This is a genomic window from Halomonas sp. KX33721, assembly GCF_001596805.1.
Taxonomy (GTDB): Bacteria; Pseudomonadota; Gammaproteobacteria; order Pseudomonadales; family Halomonadaceae; genus Vreelandella; species Vreelandella aquamarina.
The window spans coordinates 72490-99371 of sequence record NZ_LVIA01000041.1 but is presented as its reverse complement, the minus strand read 5'-3'; the positions used below and the strand labels follow the sequence as shown (position 1 = coordinate 99371).

Sequence of the window (26882 nt, the reverse complement as noted above, 5' to 3'; positions counted from 1 at the left end):
GTGGCACGCTCGATCTTGCGGCTGGAGACCACCCCGGTGGCGTAGCCGTAGATCAGCAGGCTCAGTAGCACCGCCGGGTGATGTGCCTTGGAACCCCGCCCCATGTAACGCCGGGTCAACGTCGAGAGGTCCAGTTGTTCGACAACATCGACAACGAACCGCGCCAGGTGACCATCGGGCAACCACTCGTCTACCGAAGGCGGCAGCAGGTAATCGGTCTGGCGATCCACAGGGATGAAGCGGCTCATGGCGATCTTCTCAGCTCGGCGATGACGGTGGTCAGTATCTCACGGTGCAACGGAAAGACCGACAGGCTGCTAGCTCACGCTGGATGCGCGCTTCACGCACTTGAGCCAGCGCTGTGCGGCCAGCAATATCTTCGGCGATGTGCATCACATTGGTAATAGCAGCTTCCATTTGAGCAATCTGTTCGGCCATTTTCACCTGCAGATTCAGCGCATCGCGGCGCACACCTTCCAGCGCCTCATCGCCCGTCAACAGCGCCTGGAAGTAGTTATCCAAAGCAGACAGCTGCCCAGCAGCACCGGTTTCCTCAATATCCGCAAGCCCCTCTCGAGCCTGAGCATAGCGCTCTTCTAATGCGCTACGGGGAGTGATGTCCGCCAACGCTTGCGTATCATCAGTCGCCAGTAAATCAGCATGTCGCTGTCCAAAAGCGCCCATGGTAAGCACTATGCTGCGGCTAGCGTCCTGCAGCGGCAGCACCTCGTCGATAATGAGGTGCTGAACGTTAATTAAACGCTGGTTGGTCACCCAGCCCGTTCCTGCTAGCACAATGGCACCCAGTACAGCGGCGACAAAGAGGCTAATCAGCATAGCGCGGATACTTATGGTCTTTTTCATTAGAGTAGTTCGCCGTGTCAGAGAGAATACAAACAGGAGAGTTACTGAGCTACATTGGCCCAATCCAACGGCTCGAACTGGCCGTTTCGGATAACCGTAGGCCAAACAGCATCGCTTGCCTGATGGTCATTCGGGCCAAGGGTGAGCGGCTCCCCAACGCCTATATCAATACTGCCAAGGCTTAATAAGCCATCTACAACCGCTTCACGATCAGGGTTACTACCCGCGGCTTTTACACCTTCTACAAACAGCTTGGCCGCAAGGTTGCCCTCCAGAGAGATAAAGTCAGGGGCAGCGTTTGGCGCATACTCTGCCAGCGCTTGGCGATACTCTTCTACCGCAGGAAGGTCAGCATCTAGCGGTGGCACCACCTGCGTCACAATAACGCCCTCTGCTCGTCGTGAACCCAACTCCTCTAACAGCGCCTGGCTACCTACAAACGAGACGTTAAGAAAAAGCGTGTCAGGTAGGTCTTGACGAGCTTCACGGATAAAATCTGCTGCCGGCCCAAAAGTGCCAACAATGATGACCGCGCGTGGTGTGACTGGCGCTTGGAGAATAGTCGCCAAGCCCTGATGGATATTCCGGGTCCCACGGGTAAAGCGGCCATAACCAAGTTAGCCGTATTGGAGAAGCCCCGCGCTTGCATAGCACTTATCGCGCCGTTATAGCCCGCATCCCCAAAACTATCGTTTTGGGTAAAAAAGCAATTTCCTCCGGTTGAATACCTGCGCTAAGCAGCCCATCCACCATGGCGGCGGTCTCTTGTACGTAGCTTGCCCGATAGTTGATCACATAGCGGTCCGGTGGCGAACGGCGCAGAATACCTGCCCCTGTGAATGCACCAAACAGCAGTGTTTTCCCTTGGTTATAAATAGGAATGGTGACCGCTGCGGTGGGCGTACCCACATTGCCAACGGCGGCCAGTAGGTTCTCATCACTTACCAGATCACGGGTATGCTTGGCAGCCTGTAGCGGCGCATATTGATCATCATAGGCTTTTAAAGCCAACTGATTGCCGTTGACGCCACCTTCAGCGTTTATCTTGGCAAAGTAGGTATCAATTCCCTGCTGCATACCGATGCCTAACGGGGCAGCCCCCCGCTTGAAGGGGCAACGATGCCCACCGTTAGTTCTGCCTGCGCCAGTGGCGCTGCTAACAGCCCAACTACCAATAGCCATGTTTTTGTACGCCGCATTAATTCTCCCCCTACGTAGTGCTGCTTTCTACTGTTATCGGCGGAAGAACATACGACTTAAGCCTAGCTAGCCTTAAACAGAATGTAATAAAACGTGTCGTCGGTTACGTAGGCCGCTCAATAGCAAAGCGGTCGGTAATGCGCACATAGTCGCTGCCCGCCAAGCGGCCAATCGGTTGGAGTGCCTCCATATTAACGTGGCGGCCATCCCATAATTCATCGTCGATGTATATCGCCACGATTTGTACCAACACAAGGCTACCGGCCAACGGTCGATCACCAAAGCGAATCACATCCACCAGTTTGCAACCAAACGCGACGGGGGCTGCGGCAATACGGGGCACCCGGATGCCTTGCATGGTGGCCTTTTCAAGCCCTGCCAGGGTGAACTCGTCTTCCTCTCTGGGCAGGCTGGCGCTGGTGGTATTGAGCGCTTCAATCAATCCTTCGGTACCCACGTGCACAACACACTCTTCGAGGTCGTCTAAGTTGCGAAGCGTGTCTTTGGGCTGCGCGCTACCATCCAGCAGGGGTGAAAAAGCCAGGATGGGCGGGTCGATGCTGGCTACGTTAAAAAACGAGAACGGCGCTAAATTGGCGTTGCCACGCTTGTCTTGTGTTGCCACCCAGGCAATAGGCCGGGGACAGACGCTACCTGACAGCAGCCGGTAGAGGGTTCCAGCACTCAGCGGAGATTGTTCTAGCAGGGCTTCCATGGGCGCTCCTTATCACATAACGAGAGAGTTCTCCTTAATAGGCAGCCGCAGCCTAACCACTGTCAAGTATGTTAGCCTTTATAGACTCACTGGGATACCAAGGAACTGAATGCTCACTATTTCCAATAGCGTCAGCGTGGCGGACTGGGAAATTGATATTAGCCAAATTCGCGCCCAGGGCGCTGGCGGCCAAAATGTCAATAAAGTTGCCTCAGCGGTGCATTTGCGTTTCGATATTCAGCGTTCAACGCTGCCGCCGGTTTATAAAGAGCGCCTGATGGCACTCTCCGACCAGCGCATCAGCAAAGAGGGCGTGGTGATTATTAAAGCCCAGAGCTACCGCACCTTGGAGTTGAATAAAGAGGATGCCTTGAACCGCCTGCAGGCGCTGATCAAGAGCGTAGCCAAACAGCCTAAAACGCGCCGCCCTACAAAACCCACGAAGGGCTCACAGCGTCGCCGGGTAGACCATAAAACCCGCAAAGGAAAAATTAAGTCACTGCGTGGTAAAGTGCCGGTGGGCTAGGGGTTATCCCGCCCAAAATCTTCTTCCATGCCTAACACAGTGACCCAAATGCCCACGTCTCCTCGTCCGCTATCGCCCTGCATTCATGTCTGCCAAATAGATCCTAGCACTCAGATGTGCCAGGGCTGCGGGCGCACGTTGGATGAAATCGCCTGCTGGGGAAGTATGACCGAGGCCGAGAAGGCCCCGGTGTGGGAACGCATTGAACAAGCAGGCTATGTTGAGCAGCAAAACGCGGCAAGAGATGCCACCACAGGCTGAACGGCTGTTTCGCTTAACGCTCTTCGTCGTGGCGATCGCTCAAGATATGGTGAAGCTCACCACAGGCCACCATCGGGTCATCGCAGTTGATGACAATATTAGACTCCGCCAGCACGTAGCTGCGTCCGGTAATGGTGTTTTCTACTACTTGGTAAGCGCCTTCTTGATGCGTACCGGTAAAGGTACCGATGAAGCCTGTCTCCCGCAGCGATATCGTTTCTAACTTGTCGCCCAGCTTTAACCGCCCTTCGTAATTCATCAATGCCAGCCGTGCCGACGTACCGGTGCCCGTCGTGCTGCGACAAATCACGCCAGGGTGAACATACGTCGTGGAGCGAGAGCGGATATAGCCTTCCGCCACCGACTCTTCTGGCCCCATGAAGTGCAAAAACGGCAGCGGCCCCACATCCCCCAAGGTATAGTGAGAGAAGCCGCGCTGCGCCTGAATCGCCTCAACGATTTTATGGGCGCAGGCGGCAAGTGCCTGCTCTTCATCTCGCACCAGCTTGAACCCCAGCGCCTCGGCATCTACTAGGGCGTAAAAGCCACCGCTATAAGCGACCGAGTAGGTCACATCACCGATCCCTGGTACTTGGATGGTATCCCGATAGGTATCGATATAGCTGGGCAGACCTTCACACGTGACCGATTCCACCACGCCGTTATGCACGCGGGCTTCAATTTGCACCAACCCCGCAGGCGCTTCCAACTTAAAGCGCTGGATGCCCTCCTGCTTCGGCACAATGCCGGTTTCCAAAACAGCAGTGGCCGTGCAGAGCGTGTTGGAGCCGGAGTAAATCGGGTAGCCCATCACTTCCATAATGATATATCCCGCCACGGCTTCCGGGTCTGTAGCAGGAACCAGCAGGTCTACCGACATCTCTGGAATGCCATAGGCTCTTCCAACAGCAAACGCCTGAGGCCATCGGCATCGTCGCGCAGATACTCCATCTGCTGACGAACCGTAGCGCCGGGTAGCGCATCAATACCACCGGTGACAATACGGCTGACATCGCCGCCCGCATGAGTGTCCAACAATTGAATCGTATGGAGGTTCTTCACAAACCCGCCTCCTAGGCAGTGGTAATGGCAAACGGTGCACCGTGGGTGTCCCACTGAGCATCGGGGACAATAACGATTTTCCCCAGGTAGTTGCTGCCCCGGTTCACAAAGTAGCGCTCGGCCTGATGTAATTCCGAGAGTTTGAACGCGCCGTGCAGCACCGGCTTCAACTCACCGCTACGAATCCAGGCGACTAGTTGCTCCGCCTCCTCGCGAGTGCCGTGGGAAACACCGAAAATCTGCACCTGATACAGGTAGACTCGGGTCCACATAATCTCGCTAAGGTTGCCGCCGCTAGCACCGGCAATGGAAAGCCGAGGATACGTAGCGCGGCTATGCATATCGCCAATCATGGTGTCGATAAACAGGTCGGTCATCTCGCCGCCAACGAGATCCATCACGGCATCTATGGCTTGCCCCTTGGTTTCTGCCAACACACGCTCGACAAACGTCGGTAAGTCACCACGATCAATCACCGCTTCTGCGCCGAGCGCGCGCAGCGCTTCGGCTTTATCGAGCTGACTGACGGCGTAGGGAATCGCGCCGACGATACGACAGAGCTGAATCAATGCCGTGCCGACCCCTCCGCTGGCACCACTGACGAGAACGCGCTCTCCCGCCTGAACGTTGGCGACAGTCATCATGTGGTAGGCCGTTTGATAGGAGCACATGCCCATAGCGGCCAGCTCAGCATCATGCAGTTCAGGGTTAGCGACGTGGTGGAACTGGTCGGCAGGCACCGCAATGTAGTCAGCATAGCCGCCATCAGCACCGTGGCCGTAGTAGTCCGGCGTGAGGTTAATATCACGACGCTCATCAGCGTAGATGTTGAAATCCAGTAGGCCACGCTCGCCGATACGATGCTCATCCACACCCTCACCTACGGCGACAATGCGCCCGGCAACATCGGCCCCTTGAATACGCGGGAACGTTAAGGTTGGCGAACCGCCCATGGCAAACGAGGTGACGTCCTCTTTCCCTTTGGTGGGGTATAGCCCTTCGCGTGCTTTGCGGTCGGTGTTGTTTTTCGCTGTGGCCGTGACCTGCACCAGCACCTGCCCCGGGCCTGGCTGTGGCGTAGGTACATCTTGGCGGTACTGCAGCACGTCCACATCACCGTGGCCGGTTAAGAGCATCGCTGACATCGTGGCAGGTATCGCCGCGTTGTTATCCGTATGGGCCATGGGGGGCTCCTTATTCAGTGCATATGCCGCGACAATAACAAACGCCGGGCGAGGTTCAAGGGACTAGCCGAAGACCGGCACACCGATGATCACCGGGTGTAGATAGAAGGCAAACAGGGCATACGCCACTACGCCAATCGCCACCGTGGCCAGCGTAGCCGCCAGCGAAGTTGATTGCGGTGCAGCGGGCTGCTGACGGCTACGCTGTTTAGCGGCTTTAAACGCCAAAATAGCCCAGACAAGAAACGCTGCAAAAAAGAGGATATCGCTCAGTCGGCCATTCACTAGCAGGTGGGCAAACGCCCAGATTTTGACGGCCAGCATCATCGGGTGGCCTAGCTTGGCTTTGATCGCGTTACCCGGCACATACGCTGCCACCAACATAATAAACGCGGGCAGCATCAGCAGCGCCACTGCATGGCGTAAGCCCATCGGCGGAAACCATAGATTGATAGGGTCGAGGCGCGTTTGACCGTAGCCATATATGGCGATGGCAAGGCCAATGAGGGCCACCACGGAGTAAGCCAGCTTCCACGTGCTTTGGCCACGGTTAGCGATCTGCTGCTGTCGCCAGGATTCCGCAAAGATACGTACCGAGTGCCCGCCTAAAAAGATCAGCAGGCCTAAGATCATAAGGGTCATGGTGGTCACTCTCCGGTGAGTTGCAAGTCGTTGGTCGAGTGGGAGCATGCCACACTCCTTGGCAAACCACATGGCGCGGCGTCAACTTTTCGCCAATAGTGATGGAGAGCAAAACCCGTCAAGCTAGACGACTGACTGTACCTCTGCCCTCGCCAAGGATCGGTATGCTTCACTTCCCCTCGACGTACCATCGCCGTCTCACCTGGACCTATTTTGGGCTGTTCATTGCCATTGGCATGACCGGCGGCCTGCTTGGCCCGGCCCTGCCACACCTGGCCGAGGTCAGCGGTGCCTCCATGAGCCAGATCGCCGTGCTGTTTACCGCACGCGCCGTGGGCAACATGAGCGGCGCGATGGTCACCGGGCTGCTCATGGACCGCTTCAACGGCCACCACGTGCTGGTGATGATGGGCATGCTGGCGGTAGCTGGGCTAGCCGTGGCTCCACTTAGCCCGCTTTTGCTGCTGTTGACGCTTCTATTCATGCTGCTGGGGTTTGCGGAGGTATCGCTCAACGCGGGAGGCAACACGCTGCTGCTATGGCTGCATCGAGATGCGGCAGGCCCAAACGTGAGCGCGCTACACTTCTGCTTTAGCTTCGGCAACATGCTTACGCCGCTGATTATGATTGCCGCACTCTCACTTACCGGGCAATTTCATCTCACGTTTTGGATTGTTGCATTAAGCGTGGCTGCCATGCTGTGGCCACTTTCGCGCTTTGCCAGCCCGACTATGCCAACGGTAGACCCTGACCCAGCCACTTTGGCAGCGCTCAAACATCGTGACCCACTGCTGCTGGGGCTATTTATGCTGCTGTTTTCCATTTATGTGGGCATTGAAATTACGTTTGCTGGCTGGGTGACGGCGTATGGCGCGCTGTCAGGGCTGACTACCGAGCAGGCGGCACTGCTGGCCACTCTATTCTGGCTAGCGCTATCTGCTGGCCGTTTGCTGGCCATTCCTCTGCTGCGTGTTTGTTCACCCTGGCAGGTGTTAGCCAGTTGTTTGGCGCTGGGCTTGGGTGCCTCGGCCGGCCTGCATTTTAACTGGCTGCCTCTAAGCCTCGGAGCACTGCTGTTTGGGCTTTCGGCCTCTGCTTTTTTCCCGACACTCTTTGCGCTATGCAATCAGGCCATTGTGATGCGGGGCCGCACCACCGGCGCTATTTTTACCGCAGCGGGTAGCGGTGCGTTGATTATTCCGTCTTTAACAGGCCCGCTGCTGGATATCGCTGGGGCCCGGGCTTTTCCTATGTTACTGGCCGCTCTGTGGCTCTTGATTGCGCTGGGGCTTTGCATGCTGGCATTTCGTTTACACCAACTCACCACCCGGCAAGGGCTTTAGAACCAGTCTTTGCGTTTAAACAGCCAGATTAAAATACCGCCAATACCCAACATGGCCCCCCATACAAAGAAGTAGCCGTATTGATAGCTAAGCTCAGGCATATATTCGAAGTTCATTCCGTAAATACCGGCAATGAACGTCAGCGGAACAAAAATAGCGGTAATCACCGTCAAGACACGCATCGTGATATTTAGCTGGTGAGAAGAAATAGAGATATAGCCATCCACCAAGTCACCGCAAATATCGTAGTACATTTGTGTCAGCGTATAGAGGCGCTCAAAGCGCTCCTCTACATCGGTAATCGCGTGCAGGGTTTCACTCTCACCTCTAGGTAAGTGGGCGTAGTCATACGCCGTTAGCTCTTGAGTAATACCTTTGTGATAGCTAAAGATGCGCCGCATTTTCACCAGCCGCGAGCGGTAAGTCGTAATTTTACGCATCAGAACATCGTTGCCGTTTTCGAGCAGCTCATCCTCAAGATCGCTAAGTTCCATCTCAAACTCCAGCAGGCTATCAATATAAAATCCTGCTGAGGTATACATCACTTTTAATGCCACATGCTCTGGGGAAAGCGCCAGCAACGCCTTACCCTGCTCATTTAACAGCCGCTCAATACTCAAGGCTTCTCCGGGGTGAAGCGTTATCAAAAAAACGTTCGCCGATAAAGAAACAGACCTGCTGGGGCACAAAATTAAGCTGGGCATCGAATGATGAAATACCGCGATAAATAATCAGCGTATGGTTCTCAAACTCTTCAATTTTCGGCGGGTGTCGCTCTTTATGGGCATCTTGAATGGCCAAGGGATGGCAGTCAAAACGCTCTAGCACATCACGCTCCTGCGCTTCGCTTTCGCCTTTCATATCAACCCACAAATGGGCAGTGGGCATTGTTTTCCAGTCGTCGATTAGGCGTACATCCCCCTCACGCACATCGCCTTCTGGGGTGGTTAATATGCAACGAATCATTTTCTTCCCTGGGTTCGTTAAGTCTTGGGCGTTATATCTGCCGGGCGCGCTAACTCTATACGCGCTTTACCCGCCCGCTTAGCCATATACATTGCCACGTCAGCTCGCTTTAACAACTCCTGAGCCGTTTCAGACGCCCCTGGCAAAAATAGCGCTACACCGATGCTGGTACTAACCCGTAAGGTAGAGCTACCAACATGAAGCGGCTCTTCAATGAGGCGAATCAGTTTCTGGGCCAATGGCTCTAGCGCCTCGGCGGTGACTCCTTCTAGCAGCACGACAAACTCGTCTCCTGCCCAACGGGCAACAAAGTCCGTCTCGCGAACGGCATACTGCAAGCGCTTGGCAACGTCGCGCAGCAGTTCATCACCCATGGCGTGGCCATGCTGGTCGTTAACACGCTTGAACCCGTCTAAATCAAGAAACAGCACCGCCAGCGGGTTTAGGGTACGGCGCACCCGCGCCATCGCTTCGGATAAGCGCTCGTCAAGCGCACGGCGATTAGGCAACCGAGTCAGTACATCTTCACGGGCCTGTTGATCCCGAAGCCGCTCTAGCTGCTGGCGCTCAGTGATATCGTGAATAAACAGGCTACGGCGCACCCGACCATTAAGCTCATAGCTTTTCAGGCGTACTTCGACCGGCAAGCGGACGCCATCACGGCGCGTCGCCTCACAAGAAATAGGCGCAGATTCATCTTGATTGGGTAGCCCTTGGGGAAACATAAGCGCCGTTAGTGGGCGCGTTAAAGCTTCTTTGCGACTCCAGCCAAATATGCTCTCTGCAGCACGGTTCCAGTCCAGCACCCGCTCTTGGGCGTCAATGCTCAGATAGGCATCGTAGGCAGACTCAATCACCAAATTGAGCTCGCGAGTACGCCGCTCGATATGCTGCTCGAGGCTTTGATGCAGCGCCGTGAGCGCCTGCTGAGTGGCGGCACGAATCTTCTGCTCGTTGATGAGCCGTTCGCGCAGGTGAATCTCACCGGTCACAATGTCGGCTAAATCTTGCAACGCGGCCTGCTCCTGAGCGCTCAACTGCCGCGGTTTGCTATCCATCGCACACAGCGAACCCAGCACCAGTCCCTGTGAGTTTTTAAGCGGAATGCCTGCGTAAAAACGTATTCCATCAGGTCGAGTCACAAAAGGATTGGTGGCAAAACGCTCATCTTGCAGCGTATCTTTCACCACCAGCGGAGCAGCTTCCAGCACGGTGTAGGCACAAAACGCCACATCCCGCGGCGTTTCGGAGATATTGATGCCAACTTGCGACTTAAACCACTGCCGATCAGAATCAATCAGAGTGATAGTTGACTGTGGCACACCGAGTAGCACCGTTACTAAGCGCGTAATGCGATCAAAAACAGGTTCGTTCGGCGTATCCAACAGTGCTAGCTCGTTAAGTGCAGCCAAACGGGCATTTTCGTTAGGAGGTAACAGGTGGCTCATGGCGATCGCACCTACAGTAGTAGTCAGACCCCTGCCAGCATAACGTGAAACGAAATTTCCTGCTTAACGCCTTGATTAACGGGCAAGGGCGCGGCGCTTGTTGGCTCCAGCAATGATCATACTCACCGCAGTTGAGAGCAGCAGCGCCCCAACAAACGGGCCAAGGGTTGGTACGCTGCCGGGGAAGGTGGCTGCTATCACGCCCGCACTAACACTGCCTTGGCTCAACCAACCCGGCAGCACAGCGCCCACTAGCCCAGCAAGCCCGCCGCCTATCGCAGCCATAGGCGTCATGCGTTGCCATAAGCCAAGCAGTACCGGTACCACGATGGCGGCACACAGCAGATCGGCAATCAGGAACAGGCGAAGCACCGAGAGCCCCTGCAGAGCAATCACAATCACCGGTACCATGATCGCGACAGTAAGCCAGCGGGCCTTGGTGAAAGCATCTGGGCGGTCGCCGCTGGCCCATAGCGAGGCAATCCCGTTTTGTAACGTGTCGACGCTAGACGTGACCAGGGTAACGGCAAGTACCAGTGACGGCAGCGTGATCCATATCGGCGCATCGCTTAACAGCGCAAAAAACGGCATGGGCGGCTCACCTAAGCTGACACCGCTCATGGCGGCCATCATGCCCACGCCACCAATTACCATCACCACGAGAATCGTCATACCACCGCCTAGCCAGGCGCCACGCCCAAGGCTTTGTTCATCTTGTGCCGCCCACACCCGCTGCCAATAGCCCTGGTGGAATAAATTGGCAGCCGTCACAGCAATCACCAGCGTCAATGCCACGCTGAGCGAGCTACCGATTGGCAATGAGGGTAAAGCGGCGTCGCTGGGCATGCTCGGTAGCCGCCAAAGCGTTACGCTCGCCACTGCCAGTAGTAGGGCCAACAGCAGCCATGCCTGCCAACGGTCGGTCGCAAGGCTGGCGCGAAGGCCGCCCATCACGGTGTACACCAGCGTCGTTAGAGCAACGCCAATGATCACCACGGCAGGCGGCACATCAGAGAGCAGCGCGGTAATAGCCCCAATGGCAGTTAACTCAGCGGCTAAAAAGCAGCCCATATAAGCAACAGATACCATCGCCACAAAGCGACGAACGTTTTTGCCATAGCACGCCTCAGCAAACTCCGCGATGCTGCGCCCTTCTGGCAGCGCTTGGCGTATTTTTGGCCCATAAAGGCCCAATACAATAAACGGAAGTGCCGAGCCAAAGGCATAGCCCAGCAGCGCCACGGGGCCAACAAAGGCACCAATTTCAGGTGGAGCAAACAGAATCCAGGCACCCATTCCAGAGGCTAAAAAAGACAGCCCCAGAGTGGACGCAGTTTGCGAGTTGCGGGCGGTGACATAATCATCCAGGGAGCCGCCGCCAAAGCGTGCCCGAAGACCCAGAAAGGCAAAGCAGCACAGGGCTGCGCCTAACACAGCAGACGTTAGGTATGGCATGTCGCGCTTCCTCCGCCGGTACGAACCGGATCAGGTTCCAGGGTCTGCGTTACGCGCATTCTCAGCCCGTTTTGGGCTCCCCTGGCGACAGTGAATGAAGGCGTCATCCTCAATCAAAGCAGCGCCGTAGTAAAGTCTTAAGGCGTTTCGCGAACCAATTCGTCAGGCTTTTTCGGCACGCGCCCCATGAGATAGAACTCGGAATTAGGCGGCGTACCCGCTAGGGTCACCAAGCGATTCGACATACCAAAAAAAGCGCGAAACTCCTCAGGGCGATGCACCAGCATCAGAAACACATTAGGCACGAACCCCGCTTTTTCCTGCACAGCTAACATCGCATCACGAATATCGCTTGGCACATCATCCAGCGTTTCGGGAAGTTTAAAACGGCTAATAGCAGCAGACATATTGACACCTTCTTGTTATGTTCATGATATAAATAGCGCGATTAAATTAACTGGTAACAAATAGCTAACCCACCGCCGCCCGGTAAAATGAGCCGCTGCCTGCCGATAACACGTCCATTTTAGCTGCCCCTCTTGCCGATGCCATCGCAGATGCCGAGGCAGAAGGCCAAACGCTGACAGACGATATTGTCGAAACGCCTGCACGTTGGCCTGCGTTTAATGGTGGGTTAGCCCTCTATACGCTATTTAAGATGTATCACCGCCTGGTTTACGGCGAAGATGACAGTTATCGTTGCTCTCAGTGCAATACCCCACATGGCCCCCGTGAAATCCATGAATTCCACATGGAAGAGGGTGAGTTTGCACTGCTGGCCCCCATAAGCGAGCAGCACGACGCCCCTTACCTGCTAGTGCTCCATGAAAGCCAGCTTGCCCCCATTGAGCAACTGCTCAACGACAGCCTGCCACTATTTGATCGTTTTTAACGCGCTTGCGCCTCCTCCGCTAGCTTGGAAGAGGCGCATCGCCCAGACGTATAACAACGAATCTTTTACAACGAAATGGTGCTGTTAATCCCACTAGAGACGTTTTCAGGCTCGAACCAACGGGCCGTGACGGTCTTAGTTTGCGTCCAGAAAGCAATCGCCTGTTTGCCGTTGGGGCCTAAGTCACCCAGTTTGGATGCCCGAGATCCGGTAAAGCTGAAGTAAGCAACGGGAACAGGAATCGGCACATTGATACCAATTTGGCCAACGTCGATATCCGTTTCAAACCGGCGAGCCACCCAGCCAGAGTTGGTAAAAATCGACGTGCCGTTGCCATTGGGGTTGGCATTAATAAAGTTGATGGCGTCATCCAGCGTTTCTACGCTAACCACACACAGCACAGGGCCGAAAATCTCTTCCCGATAAATGGTCATATCCGCCGTTACATCGGCAAATAGCGTCGGTCCTACAAAGTTGCCATCCGGGTAGCCGTCCACCGTATAACCACGGCCATCTACCAGAAGTGTGGCGCCCTCTTTTTCACCGGCGCTGATTAAGCGCTCAACCCGCTCTTTCGCCTGGGGCGATACCAAAGGCCCCAGGTCTGCATCGCGCTGAGAGCCTGGCCCTACTTTCATGCCACGGGCACCGGCTTCGATATCTTTTATCCACTCCCGGGCTTCCCCCACCAGCACCACTACCGAGTTCGCCATGCAGCGCTGCCCGGCCGCGCCAAAAGCAGACCCTAACAGGCTGTCAATCGCCTGGCTGCGGTTAGCGTCAGGCATAACGACGCAGTGGTTTTTGGCCCCCATCATCGCCTGCATCCGTTTGCCTGCCGCCGCGGCACGGTTGTATAGCAGCGAGCCGACATGAGTCGAGCCGATAAACGACAGCGCCTTGATATCCTGGTGGTCAGCAATTTGATTTGCTACATCCGGACCACCGTGCACCACGTTTAATACGCCAGCGGGAATGCCCGCTTCATGGGCCAGCTCGACTAGCCGCATGGTAGAGCTCGGGTCCTGCTCGGAGGGTTTCAATACAAAGGTGTTACCCGTGGCAATGGCCAGCGGGAACATAAAGCAGGGCAACATAATCGGGAAGTTAAATGCCGTAATACCCGCGCCCACGCCTAACGGCTGGTGCATGGTGTAAACATCCACCTCGTTCGCTGCGTTTTCGGCTAATTCGCCTAGCTGCAGCGAGGTAATGGAGCAAGCATGTTCCACCACCTCAAGACCGCGGCCTACTTCACCCTCGGCATCGGGCAGTGTTTTGCCATGCTCTTCGGTAATTAACGCGGCAAGCTCTGCCGTATTCTCGCGAATAAGGGCCTGAAGCTTGAGCATAATGCGCATGCGTTTACCCAGCGGCACCTTGCGCCACTCTTTAAACGCCGTTTTGGCACTGGCAATGGCACGCTCTACCTCTTCAGGGGTACAGAACGGCACGCGGGCTACGACCTGCTGAGTCGCCGGATTGACGACGTCCCGCCACTCCTGGCTTTGCGACTCGACCGGCTGACCATCGATATACATGGGAATCTGGCGAACGGACATACAGACGTTCCTCGTGGTTGTGTTTGTTATGGGTTTGAATAAGGAGCCACTAGGGTATATCAGCAAGTTGACGTAAACGTCAATTAGCCACTCGATAAAGCTAAATTCACGGCCATGGAGAAATAGCCTTTCCCTACGGGAAGCAGCCTCGCTATGCTGACAAAGCACCTTTCTGACCTGACTATTTCTGACCTGACTATCGACGATGCATAACGTGGCTTTCCACAAGGAGGCATCCATGCAAACGTTCAGCTGCCAATGCGGCAACCCGCTGTTCTTCGAAAACACCCATTGTGTTGCCTGTGAGTCGGAAGTCGGCTGGTGCCCGGCCTGCAGCAATATCGTTGCCCTGGCCCCTCTGGAAGGCGGCGGATACCGCTGCACTCACGAAGGCTGCGGCACCCCCTTGATGAAGTGCCACAATTACGCGGTAGAGAACGTATGCAACCGCATGGTGATCATGGCCGAAGGCGAAGCCGACACGCTGTGCGACTGCTGTCGCTACAACGATGTGATTCCCGACCTGAATGTAGCGGGTCACCGTGAGCGCTGGGCCGCACTGGAAGCTGCCAAGCGTCGTCTGTTCCACACCCTGGAGATTCTCAAGCTCCCACACGGGACCCAGGGCGATGATATTCGCGTCCCCTTGAGCTTCTCGTTCATGGCCGACGCCCTCCCCGACAAAGGGCTCTGGCGCTCCACCGCGAATCAGGAGAAGGTCTATACCGGCCATGCCAACGGCCATATCACCATCAACGTCAAGGAAGCCGACGACGTCGAGCGTGAGCGACTGCGGGTGGACATGAACGAGTCCCACCGCACCCTGATCGGTCATTTTCGTCACGAGGTGGGACACTACTACTGGGACTTGTTGGTCAAGGATCAGGACGAGGCCGCCAGCGTCCGAGTGTTTGGCGACCATAACGACCCCACCTACGGTGATGCGCTGGAAACCTACTATCAGCAAGGCGCGCCGGCCGACTGGCCGACCCGGTTCATTTCTGCCTATGCCGCCATGCACCCGTGGGAGGACTTCGCCGAAACCTTTGCGTTTTATCTGGACATGGTGGCCGTGCTGGACACCGCTCTGCACATGGGGATTTCACGGGCCGAATATGACGGCACGCTGGACAGCATGTTAAGAGCGTTTCATCAGGTGGGTATGGTCGTCAATGAGCTCAACCGTGATATGGGGCTGCTGGACCTGGCACCGGGGGTACTGCCTCCCCCGGTGCGTGACAAGCTGGCGTACCTTCATGAGTTGGTACACAGCGCCAGCGCTAACGCTCGATCTACTTGATCAATCGTTATCATGATCCCCCAGGTGGCCCTGACTTTGTCGCTGGGTCACCTTGGGCACGTTGTCGCTATTCACGAAGTACGTGGCCCTGAGCGTGTCATGTATCGCGGCAAAACCAATCTGTAGCTCATCCACGAACGCATGCAGCTTGCTGGGGGAGTGAGCCAACGCCTGGATATCGGCATCGACCACATCGGCGCGCACCAGCGACACCGTGGCGGCCACCCGGTCCTGCCGGGGCAGTAGCTGCAGCTCCTGCCCCAGCGTTTCCAGGCTACAGGCAATCGAGCGCGGCAGGTTCGGGTCCTGCAGCAGATAGCGCAGCACATCGGGGCCCCGCACTCTCAACCGCACTTCCTGACGGTACATTTGATAGGCCGTCAGCGACTTGAGCACGCTCATCCATTGCAGGTTTTCGAACGGCAATAACTCTTCGGGATTCTGCGGCAGCAGGCTCGCGGAACGCACGTCCACGATACGCGTGGTCATGTCGGCCCGTTCCAGATGTCTGCCCAGCTGTATGAAGGTACGGGCCGGTCCATGGCTCAAGGTGCCTTCGATCAGGCCAGTCAGCGTCTGGCAGCCGCGAATCACGTTCTTCAGGAAGGCATCGCGACGGCGCGGGCTAACGCCGTTTTCCGCATGGTCGGCCACGCTCAAATAGAGCTGGTTGACCTCCTCCCAGATCTCCCTGGGCACCACGTCTCGGGTAGTGCGCAGGTTTTCCCGAGCACTGGCCAGCGCCGAAAGAATCGAACTGCCATTCTGCGCATCGGCACACAAAAAATGCACCACGCTACGCTCGTCAAAGCTGGAGTGGCGCTCGTTGAACGCATCCAGGGTGCCGGTCATTTCGATCAGTGGCGCCCAGCCCAGCGGCAGGTGGCGCGGCAGGTCGAGCATCAAGTGGCTATTGACGCTCAGCAGCCGCGCGGTGTCTTCGGCCCGCTCGATGTAGCGCGCCATCCAGTACAGGTTTTCAGCTACGCGTGACAGCATGGCGTTAGACTCCTTCCTGCTCGGCGGCATCAGCCGCGTTCTCATCGACCTCGACGATCCAGGTATCCTTGCTGCCGCCCCCCTGGGACGAGTTGACCACCAGCGACCCCTCCACTAGCGCCACGCGGGTCAAACCACCCGTGGTCACATGGGTTTCGGGGCCGGAGAGAATGAACGGGCGCAGGTCCACATGACGCGGTTGCGGCAAGCCGTTAGCCAGGGTGGGCGTGGTGGAGAGCGCCAGCGTAGGCTGGGCCATGTAGTTGCGCGGGTTCTCCTTGATCAGGCGGGCAAACTCGTCACGGGTTTCCCTGGTGGAGCGAGGCCCGATCAGCATGCCATACCCGCCGGACTCATTGGCGGGCTTCACCACCAGCTCATCGAGGTGATCCAGTACGTACTTGCGGTCTTCTTCGAACATGCACAGGTAGCTGGGTACGTTGGGCAGCAGCGGCTCCTGGTCCAGATAGTAGCGGATCAGCTCTGGCACGAAGGCGTATACCACCTTGTCGTCTGCCACGCCTGCCCCTGGCGCATTGGCCAGCGCCACCTTGCCCGCCCGCCAGGCGCGCATCAGCCCAGGCACGCCCAGCATCGAATGCGGATTGAAGGCTTCAGGGTCCAGAAACTCGTCATCCACACGACGATAAATGACATCCACTCGCCGCAGCCCCTCCACCGTTCGCATGTAGACCACGTCATCGTCGTCCACCAGCATGTCGCTACCCTGCACCAGCTCGACCCCCATTTGCTGCGCCAGGTAGGCGTGTTCGAAATAGGCAGAGTTATAGATGCCAGGCGTCAGCACCACTACCTGCGGGTCGTCGCCCGGACGGGGCGACATGGCCGCCAGCATGTCGTACAGCTGCGCGACATAGTCGTCCACTGGCAAGATCTTGCCCGAGGCGAAAAGCTCCGGTAACACGCGCTTGGTGACGTTGCGGTTTTCCAGCATGTACGAAACGCCCGACGGGATACGCAAGTTGTCTTCCAACACGTAAAGCGTGCCATCGCCGCCGCGCACCAAGTCAGATCCGCAAATATGGGCCCACACGCCGTGGGGCGGATTGATGCCCACACACTGAGGTCGAAAATTGGCCGACTGAGCCAATACTTCGGCGGGCAACACTTTATCTTTGACGACTTTTTGCTCGTGATAGAGATCATCGATAAACAAGTTCAGCGCTTGTACGCGCTGCTTTAAACCCGCCTCGGTTTTTCGCCACTCATTGGCCGGAATGATGCGGGGAACGATATCGAAAGGCCAGGCGCGGTCGATCATCGCCCCTTCTGAATAAACGGTAAACGTGATGCCCATCGTTCGAATGGCAATTTCTGCCGCAGTTTTACGTTCAGCTAGCTCTTCCGCACTAAAGCGCGCCAACATGTGACATAACTCGTCCGCAGAAGCACGAGGCTTGCCTGGCGCCGCCAACAGCTCGTCGTAAAAGTCACGGCACGCATAGTTATTCCAATCTACTTGGCTCATGGGCGCTCTCCTGGCGCTAGGGTGGAAGCGGCAACTTCCTTAATTCAGTAGTGTAGGCCTGCCGCGTGCAATGTACGTAGCAACTTGACCATATAAACACGCAAAACTCGCGCCATATTCCCCGCTATTTCAACGCTCAATAGGCGCTTAGCGTTTACTCTTCTCTTTGTAAGGCTCGGTTGGCACAACTTTTATACATGAAAGAAATTAACACTCATCTTTTAGTACTTAATCGTTATTAGAGCACCAAAATAGTGCATACCAGTTATCGATTATGGTGCGATGACAATTTTCCACACTCTTTAAACGCCATTACTCATATTGCAGCTGCAAAATAGTTCAACTCCAACGATACTTCTTGGTACTTATTTTCTTCACCGACGCGCTATGCGGAATACGCACGGTGACTTTTGGCTTTCTTTGAGGGTGGCTCATGACCATTCGCGTTGCCTTGCATCACCGCACGACCTATCGCTTCGACCGCCCCGTCAAGCTCTCGCCCCATGTGATTCGTCTGCGTCCGGCCCCCCACTGCCGTACCCATATCGACGCCTATTCACTGAATATTTCAGGCGACGACCATTTCTTGAATTGGCAGCAGGATCCGTTCGGCAACTTCAATGCCCGCGTGGTGTTCCCCGAGCCACGTAAAGAGCTCACCATTGCCGTCGAACTCGTGGCCCCCATGACGGTGATCAACCCGTTCGATTTCTTTTTGGATGACGTCGCCCAAAAGATTCCGTTCACCTATCCCGACGAACTCAGCAAAGAGCTTGGCCCCTACCTAGAGGTAACCGAAGCGGGACCGCGACTCCTGGACTGGTTGAAAGACGTCTCTCTCGAACCGACCACCAGCGTCGATTTCCTCGTCGCCCTCAATCAGCGCCTGCAAAAGGACATCAGTTATTTGGTGCGTATGGAGCCTGGGGTACAAAGCTGTGAAGAGACGCTGACTCTGGCGAGCGGCTCCTGCCGCGACAGCGCTTGGCTATTGGTACAAATACTGCGTCATCTAGGCTTGGCGGCACGCTTCGTGTCGGGTTATTTGATTCAACTGACACCGGATGTGAAAGCGCTGGATGGCCCCAGCGGTACCGAGGTGGACTTTACCGACCTGCATGCCTGGACCGAAGTATTTCTGCCGGGCGCAGGCTGGGTGGGCCTGGACCCCACCTCCGGCCTGTTCGCTGGTGAAGGTCATATTCCGCTGGCCGCCACCCCCACCACTGGCAGCGCCGCGGCCATTACCGGTTTCTCCGACAAGTGCGAAGTGGAATTCGATGTTGAGATGCGCGTGGAGCGCATCCATGAAGACCCGCGCGTCACCCGCCCCTACAGCGACCAGCAGTGGCAGGCGATTCTGACGCTGGGCGACCAGGTGGATGAAGTCCTCCAGCAGCAGGATGTTCGCCTGACCATGGGGGGCGAGCCGACCTTCGTTTCCATCGACGACATGGAGAGCCCCCAGTGGAACACCGAAGCGCTGGGCGAGCACAAGCGTGAGCGCGCCGAGGCGCTGCTGACCCGACTGCAGGAAGCCTACGCGGCCGGTAGCGTCATTCAGCAGCAACAGGGCAAGTGGTACCCTGGCGAACCGCTGCCTCGCTGGGCGCTGGCCTGTTACTGGCGCAAGGATGGCGCGCCCCTGTGGCGCGACCCCAAGTGGCTGGCCAGCACCGAAGGCGCGCCCCACGCCAAGCTCGACAACGCCATGGTAGAGCGCTTCATCCATACGCTGAGCGAACGCCTGGGCGTGGCGCAGCGCCACTGGATTCCCGCCTACGAAGATGCCTACTACTACCTTTGGAAAGAGCAGACCCTACCGGTCAGCGTCGACCCGCGTAATGCCGACCTGAAAGACGATGCCGAACGCCGCCGCCTGGCACGGCTGCTGGAGCAGGACCTGGGCGCCGTCGTGGGCTATGCGCTCCCGTTGCGTCACTCGATTTCCCAGTCTCATCGCTGGGAAAGCGGCCGTTGGCCGCTCAAACGCGATCACCTGTTCCTGGTGCCAGGCGACTCCCCCATGGGCCTGCGTCTGCCGCTGTCGGCGCTCCCCTGGGCCGACCCGGAAGAGCAGCCGCAGCCCCAGTCGCTGTTTGCACCGCGACCTGCGCTGGGCGACATTCACGGCGAAGTGGCGCGCCGCAATGCCGAACAGCATCGCTTCACCAGCGCCGAGCGCCATGGCAAGAGCCTGCATCCCAGCCATAGCCACCCGGAAGGCGAAGCCGTTCAGCAGCAGCCAAGCGCCGCCGACGACCGCGAACACAAGGTGATCCATACCAGCCTGTGCGTCGAGCCTCGTGAGGGCCGCCTGCATGTCTTCCTGCCACCGCTGACTCACCTGGAGCACTACCTCGACCTGTTGAGCAGCATCGAGGAAACCGCCCAGGCGCTGGCTTGCCCAGTCATGATTGAAGGCTACGCGCCCCCCCGGGACCCGCGTCTGTCCAGCTTCCAGATCACCCCGGACCCCGGCGTCATCGAGGTCAACATCATGCCGGCCGACAGCTGGCCAGCGCTGGTCGCCCAGACCGAACGGCTCTACGATGAAGCCCGCCAGGCGCGGCTGGGCACCGAAAAATTCATGGTCGATGGCCGCCATACCGGCACCGGCGGCGGCAACCATGTCACGCTGGGCGGCATGACACCAGAGGACTCCCCGTTTCTACGTCGGCCGGACCTGCTGGCCAGTCTGGTAACCTACTGGCAGCACCACCCAAGCCTGTCGTATCTGTTTTCCGGGCTGTTCATTGGCCCGACCAGCCAAGCCCCGCGGGTGGATGAAGCCCGCCATGAAGCTCTCTACGAGCTGGAAATCGCCCTGCAACAGATGCCCGAAGGCGAGGTCGTTCAGCCCTGGCTGGTGGACCGACTGCTGCGCCACCTGCTCACCGACCTGACCGGCAACACCCACCGCGCCGAGTTCTGTATCGACAAGCTCTACTCACCGGACAGCGACAGCGGCCGTTTAGGGCTACTGGAGCTGCGCGGCTTTGAAATGCCCCCCCACGCCCGCATGGGCCTGATGCAGACGCTGCTCATCCGCGCTCTGGTGGCGCGCTGCTGGAAGACGCCCTACCGTGCGCGCCCGGTACGCTGGGGCAGTGCCTTGCAGGACCGCTGGATGCTGCCGCACTACCTGTGGGAAGACCTGAACGATGTGCTGCACGACCTGCGCCACCATGGGTTCGATTTCGAGCTGGAGTGGTTTGCGCCGCTTCGAGAGTTCCGCTTCCCGGTGCATGGCCGCTTACACACCCCGATGCTCTCCATCGAGCTGCGCCAGGCCATCGAGCCCTGGCACGTGCTGGGCGAAGAGGCCACGGCAGGGGGCACCGCCCGCTATGTGGACTCCTCGGTGGAACGCCTGGAAGTGAAGGTCAACGGCATGAGCGGCGACCGCTACGTGGTGACCTGCAATGGCCGCCAGGTGCCGCTCACTCCCACCGGGCGCAACGGCGAAGCCGTCGCAGGTGTGCGCTACCGCGCCTGGCAACCGCCATCGGCCCTGCACCCCCAGATTCCCGTGCATGCCCCGCTGGTATTCGATGTGATCGACACCTGGAACCAGCGTTCGGTGGCGGGCTGCACCTACCATGTCGTGCATCCCACGGGGCGCAGCTTCGAGACGTTCCCGGTCAATGCCTTCGAAGCCGAAGCCAGACGCCTGGGCCGCTTCAGCGACAGCGGCCACGGTCATGGCTACCAGGCGCCCATGCCAGAAACACCCAGCCAGGAACTGCCGTGTACCCTTGACCTACGCTGGAGCCCGCGCCGATGAGGAGTGTAATGCTTTCCTATCGGTGCTAGCTGCAGGATAATCCGTCCCTTACTCGCTCAGGACTCTCAGGATCATGACCGCCCCTGTCTCTCCCTCACTGCTTGAGCTCGGCGCTGCCGGGCTCATCGAGGACTACTTGAATCAGCTAGGCAAGGGACAGCCCGGCACGTTTGATGCGATGCTCGACCGTCATGGCCAACTGCGCCCGGGCTGGCAGAGCCTGCTCAGCGCTCTGGAAAGCCTGGGCGCCGAGGGTCGCTATCAGCAGCATGAAGAGCTTCAGCGGCTGCTGGCCGAGAACGGTGTCATCTTCAATATGCACGATGACACCCAAGGGCGCGCCTGGCGGCTCGATCCGCTTCCCTGGGTGATCGATCAGGTGCAGTGGCAAGCACTAGAGGTCGGCTTGACCCAGCGCACGCGCCTGTTCAATGCGCTCTACGACGATATTTATGGCCCGCGCACACTGTTCGATGCAGGGCTTCTTCCTACGCAGGCCATTCTCGCTTCGCCCCACTTTTTACTGCCTTGCCATGGCTCGCAACCCAGCGACCGTCCGTCGATCAGCTTTCACGGTATCGATGTCATTCAAGATACCGATGGGCGTTGGCGGGTGATGGGCGATCGCCTGCAGGCGCCGTCTGGCACTGGCTTCGCGCTGGAGAACCGCATACTCATGGCCCGCGCGCTGCCGGAAATGTATCGAAACGCCCCGCTCAAGCGGCTGGCGGGCTTTTTGGACAAATATCACCGTACGTTGACCGCGCTGGCCTACCAGCACCGTGACAATCCCACGATCGTGCTGCTCACCCCCGGCCCAGGCAGCCCACGCTACTTCGAGCACGCCTATTTGGCGAACTATCTCAATATCGATCTCGCCGAAGGCCAGGACATGGTGGTACGCGATAGCCAGCTATGGCTGCGTACCTTAGGAGGCCTGCAACCTGTGGATGTGGTGCTGCGCCACTGCGACGACGCTTACTGCGATCCGCTCGAACTACGCGGCGACTCTCAACTCGGCGTGCCTGGATTGCTACAAGCCACTCGCGCCAGCGGCGTGGCCATGTCGAATGCACTCGGCGTTGGCGTGTTGGAAATGGCCGAGCTGGCCGACTATCTCCCTGCCTTATGCCAGCATCTACTCGGTGAGGAATTGCTGCTGCCTAGTGCCGATGCCAGTACCCAACCAGCATCGGCCCCAGTGTTCGATGCCAACATGCAGCGGTTATCCCCCGCAACGCTGAACTTACGCTGCTTCGTTACACGAATGCCTGGCAGCATCGCGACCCAACGTCCGCAGCCTAGTGACTATCATGTCATGCCCGGCGGCCTGGCGTGGGTTGGCTCCCCGGCCTCACCATCGTTAAGCAGCCCGATCGTCAAAGATGTCTGGGTCACCGCGAATACGCCCCAACCCCATGTCAGCCAGCTACGCCAAGCGCGTGGCCCGGTGGTCGCCACCCGCGATGGCACCGACTTGCCCAGTCGGGTGGCCGAAAGTCTATTTTGGCTGGGACGCTACGGCGAACGGTTGGATGCCCGCGCCCGCTTGCTGCGCGAAGCGCTGCTGCGTTTAATGGAGTACGACCAGGACGAGATCGCGGATCAACTGCTAGATGAGCTGCTGCTAGCCCTCGATATCACCACGCTCGACCATGAAGGGAAGAGCACCAAGCCGCCCCTAGTGGGCTTTGCGCAAAAGCGCACGGCGCTGCTGACCCAGTTCGATGAGCGCGACGCTCAAGCCCTGCAGCCACTGTTCGCCCAAATGCTGCGTAACGCTCGCAGCGTGCGCGAACATCTGGGAGATGACTCCTGGCGAGTGGTACACCAACTGCGACAGCGGGTAGACACGTTCAACCCGAGCCTGGGTGCCAGCGCGGCGCGGCGTGCCTGCGAAGGGCTGTCGGCGCAAATTGCCGCCTTTTTTGGCTTGTGCAACGAAACCATGCCCCACCATTACGGCTGGCGTTTCATGGACATTGGCCGCTTCCTGGATCGCGTGTTAGGCCTGCTGTCGCTGCTCAAACTCACTCTCAACGCTCCCCACTCACCGGGGCTGGCGCTATGGGAGGTGGTGCTCGCCACCACCGATAACTTTACGGCCTACCGGCGACGCTACCGAAGCGAGCTGCACCCCGAAGCGATTCTTGACCTGCTGCTCTTCGACGAAACCAACCCGCGCTCGGTGGGCTACATGCTCAAACGTCTGGAACGGCAGATGGATCGGCTGCCCGGCAGCTCGTCGCCCTACCGAAATGCCGAGCGACGTTTGCTCATTCAAGCCAACGCCGCTCTGCATCTCGCCGACATCGACCGAATTAGCCACTTGGCCGATACTCCAGATGCGCAGGCCGCGCTGGAGCAACTGTTGGACGAGCTGATTGCGCCGCTCAATGCGCTCTCTGATGCCATTAGCCACAGCCACTTCAGCCACGTGGAACGGCCGCGCCAACTTGTCAGCATGGAGCCCGACGAATGAACTACACCTTGCGGCACACCACACGCTACCACTACAGCGCACCGGTGACGCTCTGTCATAGCGAGGCCCGGGTACTGCCACGTAAAACCCAGCACCAGCAGTGTGGTGCCTCGGAACTGACGATCAGCCCAATGCCTCAGGTGCAGGCCGAGCGCCGCGATGTGTTTGGCAATCGAGTGCTCTACTTCGCACTGGAAGACGTGCACCAAACGCTGGATGTGACCGTCGTGACGCCGCTCAACACTCAACCGCTCGGGCCATTGCCGAGCAGCTCTCCGGCGTGGGAGCGTGTAGCCGAGCAGTTGCGCAACGACAGCCGCTTCGATATGCAGCTCTACCGGCTCGACTCGCCGTTCATTCGTCGTAACGATGAGCTGGCGGCCTTTGCGCGCAGCTGTTTCACTCCCGGCCGACCGCTGGTCGATGCCGCGCTAGCGCTCAATCAGTCGATTTACGACACCTTCGAGTACGACCCCAGCTTTACCACGTTGGCCACACCATTGAGTGAGGTGCTGGCTAACCGACGGGGGGTCTGCCAAGATTTTGCCCACCTCGCCATTGGCGCACTGCGCTCGGTGGGCTTGGCGGCACGCTATGTAAGCGGCTACTTGGAGACTCAGCCGCCACCTGGCCAACCACGACTCATTGGCGCCGATGCCTCCCACGCGTGGCTAGCCGCGTGGATTCCGGACTGGGGGTGGCTAGCGCTGGATCCAACCAACGGTACGGTAGCCGGTGAACAGCACCCAGTGCTGGCTTGGGGGCGAGATTATGCGGACGTGGCACCACTCAAAGGCGTGATGAATGGCGGCGGCGACCACCAGCTCGAGGTGGAGGTAGACGTAATGCCCCTCACGGACAACAGCGCGGCCTAAACCGCGCGTGCGAGACGATCACCGTTGAATCAATCCGTTAGTCAACCATGGCAACCACGCCAGCAGGACCAGCGTGACCAGGGTGGCCAGTAAAAAGGGCAGCAACGCTCGGAAGATTTTTAGCGGCGGTGCGCTGGTCATGGAAGAGGCAATGAACAGCCCAGCTCCCACAGGGGGCGTCAGCAAGCCCATTACCAAGGTTAAGCAGACCACTACGCCAAACTGATAAGGGCTAATCGCAAACTGGCTCTGGGCGATAGGCATCAAAATGGGCACTACCAAAATCAGCGCGGCAATCCCATCGATCACCATTCCCACTAGCAGTAGCGCCCCAATCACCAACAGCAAAAAAAGAAACGGACTACTGGTCAACGCAGCAATCCATTCAGCGGCCATTTGCGGCAGTTGCTCGTAGATCACTACCCAGCCAAACACACCCGCTGCGGCAATCAGCATGATGACAAGACCGGCATTGATCGCCGTGCGTGTGAGTACCATGGGAAGCTGCGTCAAACGCAGATCACCATACACGAAGCGCCCCATCAGCAGGGCCGCCAGCGAGGCCAGTGCCGCCGATTCCGTGGGCGTGGCGATACCCAACAAAATGCCGCCGATGATAATCACGGGAATCAGCAGTGCGGGCAACCCCCATAACGCATCATGCAGCGCTTGTTGACGGCTCGGCCACTGCCCTTTCGGGTACTGCTGCACCAGCCCCACCAAAGCGATGACCACAAAAAAACTTGCGCCCAACAAAAGCCCTGGTAACAGCCCTGCGATAAACATTTCTGCAATGGGCACCTGAGCCATGACCCCAAACAGCACGAACAGCATGGAGGGCGGGATGATCGGCGATAGTAGGCCCCCTGCGGCGGTGATCGCCGCGCTGTAGGGGGTATCGTAACCTTCCTGCTCCATTGCAGGCACCATGGCGCGAGACATGATGGCGATTTGTGACGCCGCCGAACCAATGATCGCCGCCATCATCATGTTGGCCACCAAGTTGATATAGGCCAAGCCGCCGCGAAAGCCTCCCACCAAAATGCGCGCCAGAGCAATCAATCGCTTGGTCAACCCGCCCTCGTTCATCAACTCCCCGGCCAGCATGAACAACGGAATCGCCAACAGCCCATAGCTTTCGATGGCGCTAAACAGCTGCTGCGGGTAGGAGTCGAATAGCACCGTATTGCCGGAGGTTGGATATACCACATCGCCGTGAGCGCCAGTACCAACGCAATGGGCACGGCGCCCAGAAGTAGCAGCAGAAACACCACGACCGTCATACACGTCCCCTCATGGCCGTTAGCGATTGCACTAGATTCGACACGCCGTGCAGGCTCAGCGAGATTGCAAACCAAGGCACGATCAGCCATGCCCAAAATTTTTTAATGCCCAGGGTGGAGGTATTTTCCGCATAGATGAAATTGAACGTCTGGCCCTGGAACGCCCGTATATCGAAGCCGGTTTGAGCCAGCGTCAGCGGCTGATACCACCGCCAGCAGAGCCACACCAGCATCAGGGCAAACAGCAATACCATCATATCTACCGCGACGATGACCCACTTTCTTCCTGCAGACGGCAGCAGGTCGCTCACGAGTGTCACCGCGATGCCGTGGCGACGTTTCAGCACCGCCCCAGCAATCAAGAAGGTCATCCAGATCATGGCGTAGATCGCCAGTTCACTGACCCAGTAAAGTGGGCTACCCAGCGCGCGAAAGGCGATATTCGTGAGGATCAAACACGTCACCGCCGCTGCCAAGGCAGCGGCGGTGATCTCTTCACAACGGGCAAGCCCGTTGGACAGGCGTTGCAGCATGATGATTATTAGCC

23 protein-coding genes, 3 pseudogenes and 1 riboswitch are annotated in these 26882 nt (G+C 57.8%); of the genes and pseudogenes, 8 read left to right on the top strand and 18 right to left on the bottom strand.

Annotated features, from left to right (window positions below; genetic code table 11):
* The 5 genes and pseudogenes from A3220_RS14635 to A3220_RS14620 form a co-directional block, all read right to left on the bottom strand.
* Positions 1–248, bottom strand: a pseudogene (locus tag A3220_RS14635) (IS5/IS1182 family transposase); the annotation flags it as partial.
* A gap of 31 nt (positions 249–279) precedes the next feature.
* Entirely contained in the window at positions 280–864 is a 585-nt protein-coding gene (locus tag A3220_RS14630; RefSeq protein WP_174524470.1) for a hypothetical protein, read from the bottom strand.
* Positions 865–905: 41 nt separating this feature from the next.
* Positions 906–1433 carry an ABC transporter substrate-binding protein gene (locus A3220_RS18035; protein WP_252860489.1) on the bottom strand — a complete coding sequence of 176 codons (528 nt, stop codon included), beginning with the start codon at positions 1431–1433 and terminating at the stop codon, positions 906–908.
* A gap of 85 nt (positions 1434–1518) precedes the next feature.
* Positions 1519–1941, bottom strand: coding sequence for an ABC transporter substrate-binding protein (locus A3220_RS18030; RefSeq protein WP_252860488.1), 423 nt, complete (start codon positions 1939–1941; stop codon positions 1519–1521).
* 226 nt (positions 1942–2167) lie between these two features.
* Positions 2168–2779: a flavin reductase family protein gene (locus A3220_RS14620; protein WP_062360182.1), complete on the bottom strand. Its 612-nt coding sequence runs from the start codon at positions 2777–2779 to the stop codon at positions 2168–2170.
* Between the two features lie 109 nt (positions 2780–2888).
* Between A3220_RS14620 and arfB the strand changes: the two genes are divergently transcribed.
* Together arfB and A3220_RS14610 are read left to right on the top strand one after the other, a co-directional pair.
* Positions 2889–3305, top strand: a complete 417-nt coding sequence (gene arfB, locus A3220_RS14615; RefSeq protein WP_062360180.1) for an alternative ribosome rescue aminoacyl-tRNA hydrolase ArfB — start codon at positions 2889–2891, stop codon at positions 3303–3305.
* A 48-nt stretch (positions 3306–3353) separates the two neighbouring features.
* A complete protein-coding gene (locus A3220_RS14610) occupies positions 3354–3566 on the top strand; it encodes a DUF1289 domain-containing protein (protein WP_062375497.1) in 213 nt (70 codons plus the stop codon).
* A gap of 13 nt (positions 3567–3579) precedes the next feature.
* On the opposite strand, the pseudogene A3220_RS14605 reads toward A3220_RS14610, so the two are convergent.
* The 3 genes and pseudogenes from A3220_RS14605 to A3220_RS14595 form a co-directional block, all read right to left on the bottom strand.
* A pseudogene (locus tag A3220_RS14605) lies at positions 3580–4628 on the bottom strand (proline racemase family protein).
* An 11-nt stretch (positions 4629–4639) separates the two neighbouring features.
* Positions 4640–5812: a zinc-binding dehydrogenase gene (locus tag A3220_RS14600; RefSeq protein WP_062375495.1), complete on the bottom strand. Its 1173-nt coding sequence runs from the start codon at positions 5810–5812 to the stop codon at positions 4640–4642.
* A 63-nt stretch (positions 5813–5875) separates the two neighbouring features.
* Complete coding sequence (locus tag A3220_RS14595) at positions 5876–6454, bottom strand: NnrU family protein (protein WP_062375493.1); 579 nt, start codon at positions 6452–6454, stop codon at positions 5876–5878.
* 164 nt (positions 6455–6618) lie between these two features.
* Here A3220_RS14595 and A3220_RS14590 point away from each other — a divergent pair, with 164 nt between their 5' ends.
* On the top strand, positions 6619–7797 hold the full coding sequence (locus A3220_RS14590) for an MFS transporter (RefSeq protein ID WP_062375491.1): 1179 nt from the start codon (positions 6619–6621) through the stop codon (positions 7795–7797).
* Here the strand turns inward: A3220_RS14590 and A3220_RS18025 are convergent.
* From A3220_RS18025 to A3220_RS14570, 5 genes are all read right to left on the bottom strand, one after another.
* Positions 7794–8417, bottom strand: coding sequence for a magnesium transporter CorA family protein (locus tag A3220_RS18025; protein ID WP_252860487.1), 624 nt, complete (start codon positions 8415–8417; stop codon positions 7794–7796). The two genes, A3220_RS14590 and A3220_RS18025, sit on opposite strands and share 4 nt — an antisense overlap.
* Complete coding sequence (locus A3220_RS18020) at positions 8407–8763, bottom strand: CorA family divalent cation transporter (RefSeq protein WP_252860486.1); 357 nt, start codon at positions 8761–8763, stop codon at positions 8407–8409. The genes A3220_RS18025 and A3220_RS18020 overlap by 11 nt, the downstream gene beginning before the upstream one ends.
* Positions 8764–8780: 17 nt before the next feature.
* Positions 8781–10211: a diguanylate cyclase gene (locus tag A3220_RS14580; protein WP_062375488.1), complete on the bottom strand. Its 1431-nt coding sequence runs from the start codon at positions 10209–10211 to the stop codon at positions 8781–8783.
* Between the two features lie 75 nt (positions 10212–10286).
* Complete coding sequence (locus A3220_RS14575; protein WP_062375486.1) at positions 10287–11666, bottom strand: sodium:solute symporter; 1380 nt, start codon at positions 11664–11666, stop codon at positions 10287–10289.
* Positions 11656–11759: riboswitch (TPP riboswitch) on the bottom strand. It overlaps the preceding gene by 11 nt.
* Positions 11760–11803: 44 nt before the next feature.
* The gene (locus A3220_RS14570) at positions 11804–12073 is read right to left on the bottom strand and encodes a hypothetical protein (RefSeq protein WP_062375484.1); all 270 of its coding nucleotides are present in this window, start codon (positions 12071–12073) and stop codon (positions 11804–11806) included.
* A gap of 74 nt (positions 12074–12147) precedes the next feature.
* Between A3220_RS14570 and A3220_RS14565 the strand changes: the two are divergent.
* A pseudogene (locus A3220_RS14565) lies at positions 12148–12558 on the top strand (hypothetical protein); the annotation flags it as partial.
* Positions 12559–12623: 65 nt separating this feature from the next.
* Here the strand turns inward: A3220_RS14565 and A3220_RS14560 are convergent.
* On the bottom strand, positions 12624–14120 hold the full coding sequence (locus A3220_RS14560; protein WP_062375482.1) for a CoA-acylating methylmalonate-semialdehyde dehydrogenase: 1497 nt from the start codon (positions 14118–14120) through the stop codon (positions 12624–12626).
* A 238-nt stretch (positions 14121–14358) separates the two neighbouring features.
* On the opposite strand from A3220_RS14560, the gene A3220_RS14555 reads away from it, so the two are divergent.
* Positions 14359–15420, top strand: coding sequence for a putative zinc-binding metallopeptidase (locus A3220_RS14555; RefSeq protein WP_062375481.1), 1062 nt, complete (start codon positions 14359–14361; stop codon positions 15418–15420).
* On the opposite strand, the gene A3220_RS14550 is transcribed toward A3220_RS14555, so the two are convergent.
* Together A3220_RS14550 and A3220_RS14545 are read right to left on the bottom strand one after the other, a co-directional pair.
* The gene (locus tag A3220_RS14550) at positions 15421–16419 is read right to left on the bottom strand and encodes an alpha-E domain-containing protein (RefSeq protein WP_062375479.1); all 999 of its coding nucleotides are present in this window, start codon (positions 16417–16419) and stop codon (positions 15421–15423) included. It lies immediately after the preceding gene.
* Between the two features lie 4 nt (positions 16420–16423).
* Positions 16424–17908 (bottom strand): circularly permuted type 2 ATP-grasp protein, encoded by a 1485-nt coding sequence (locus tag A3220_RS14545; RefSeq protein ID WP_062375477.1) that lies wholly within the window; start codon positions 17906–17908, stop codon positions 16424–16426.
* A gap of 433 nt (positions 17909–18341) precedes the next feature.
* On the opposite strand from A3220_RS14545, the gene A3220_RS14540 reads away from it, so the two are divergent.
* The 3 genes from A3220_RS14540 to A3220_RS14530 all read left to right on the top strand — a co-directional run bounded on the left by A3220_RS14540 (position 18342) and on the right by A3220_RS14530 (position 25052).
* Positions 18342–21695 carry a transglutaminase family protein gene (locus A3220_RS14540; RefSeq protein WP_062375476.1) on the top strand — a complete coding sequence of 1118 codons (3354 nt, stop codon included), beginning with the start codon at positions 18342–18344 and terminating at the stop codon, positions 21693–21695.
* 73 nt (positions 21696–21768) lie between these two features.
* A complete protein-coding gene (locus A3220_RS14535; RefSeq protein ID WP_062375474.1) occupies positions 21769–24177 on the top strand; it encodes a circularly permuted type 2 ATP-grasp protein in 2409 nt (802 codons plus the stop codon).
* Positions 24174–25052, top strand: coding sequence for a transglutaminase family protein (locus A3220_RS14530; RefSeq protein ID WP_044629241.1), 879 nt, complete (start codon positions 24174–24176; stop codon positions 25050–25052). The genes A3220_RS14535 and A3220_RS14530 overlap by 4 nt, the downstream gene beginning before the upstream one ends.
* 18 nt (positions 25053–25070) lie before the next feature.
* Here A3220_RS14530 and A3220_RS14525 read toward each other — a convergent pair whose 3' ends face one another.
* Positions 25071–26339: a TRAP transporter large permease gene (locus A3220_RS14525; protein ID WP_252860485.1), complete on the bottom strand. Its 1269-nt coding sequence runs from the start codon at positions 26337–26339 to the stop codon at positions 25071–25073.
* Positions 26332–26868 (bottom strand): TRAP transporter small permease subunit, encoded by a 537-nt coding sequence (locus A3220_RS14520; protein WP_044629243.1) that lies wholly within the window; start codon positions 26866–26868, stop codon positions 26332–26334. Before A3220_RS14520 ends, A3220_RS14525 begins: the two co-directional genes overlap by 8 nt.
* Positions 26869–26882 lie beyond the last annotated feature (14 nt).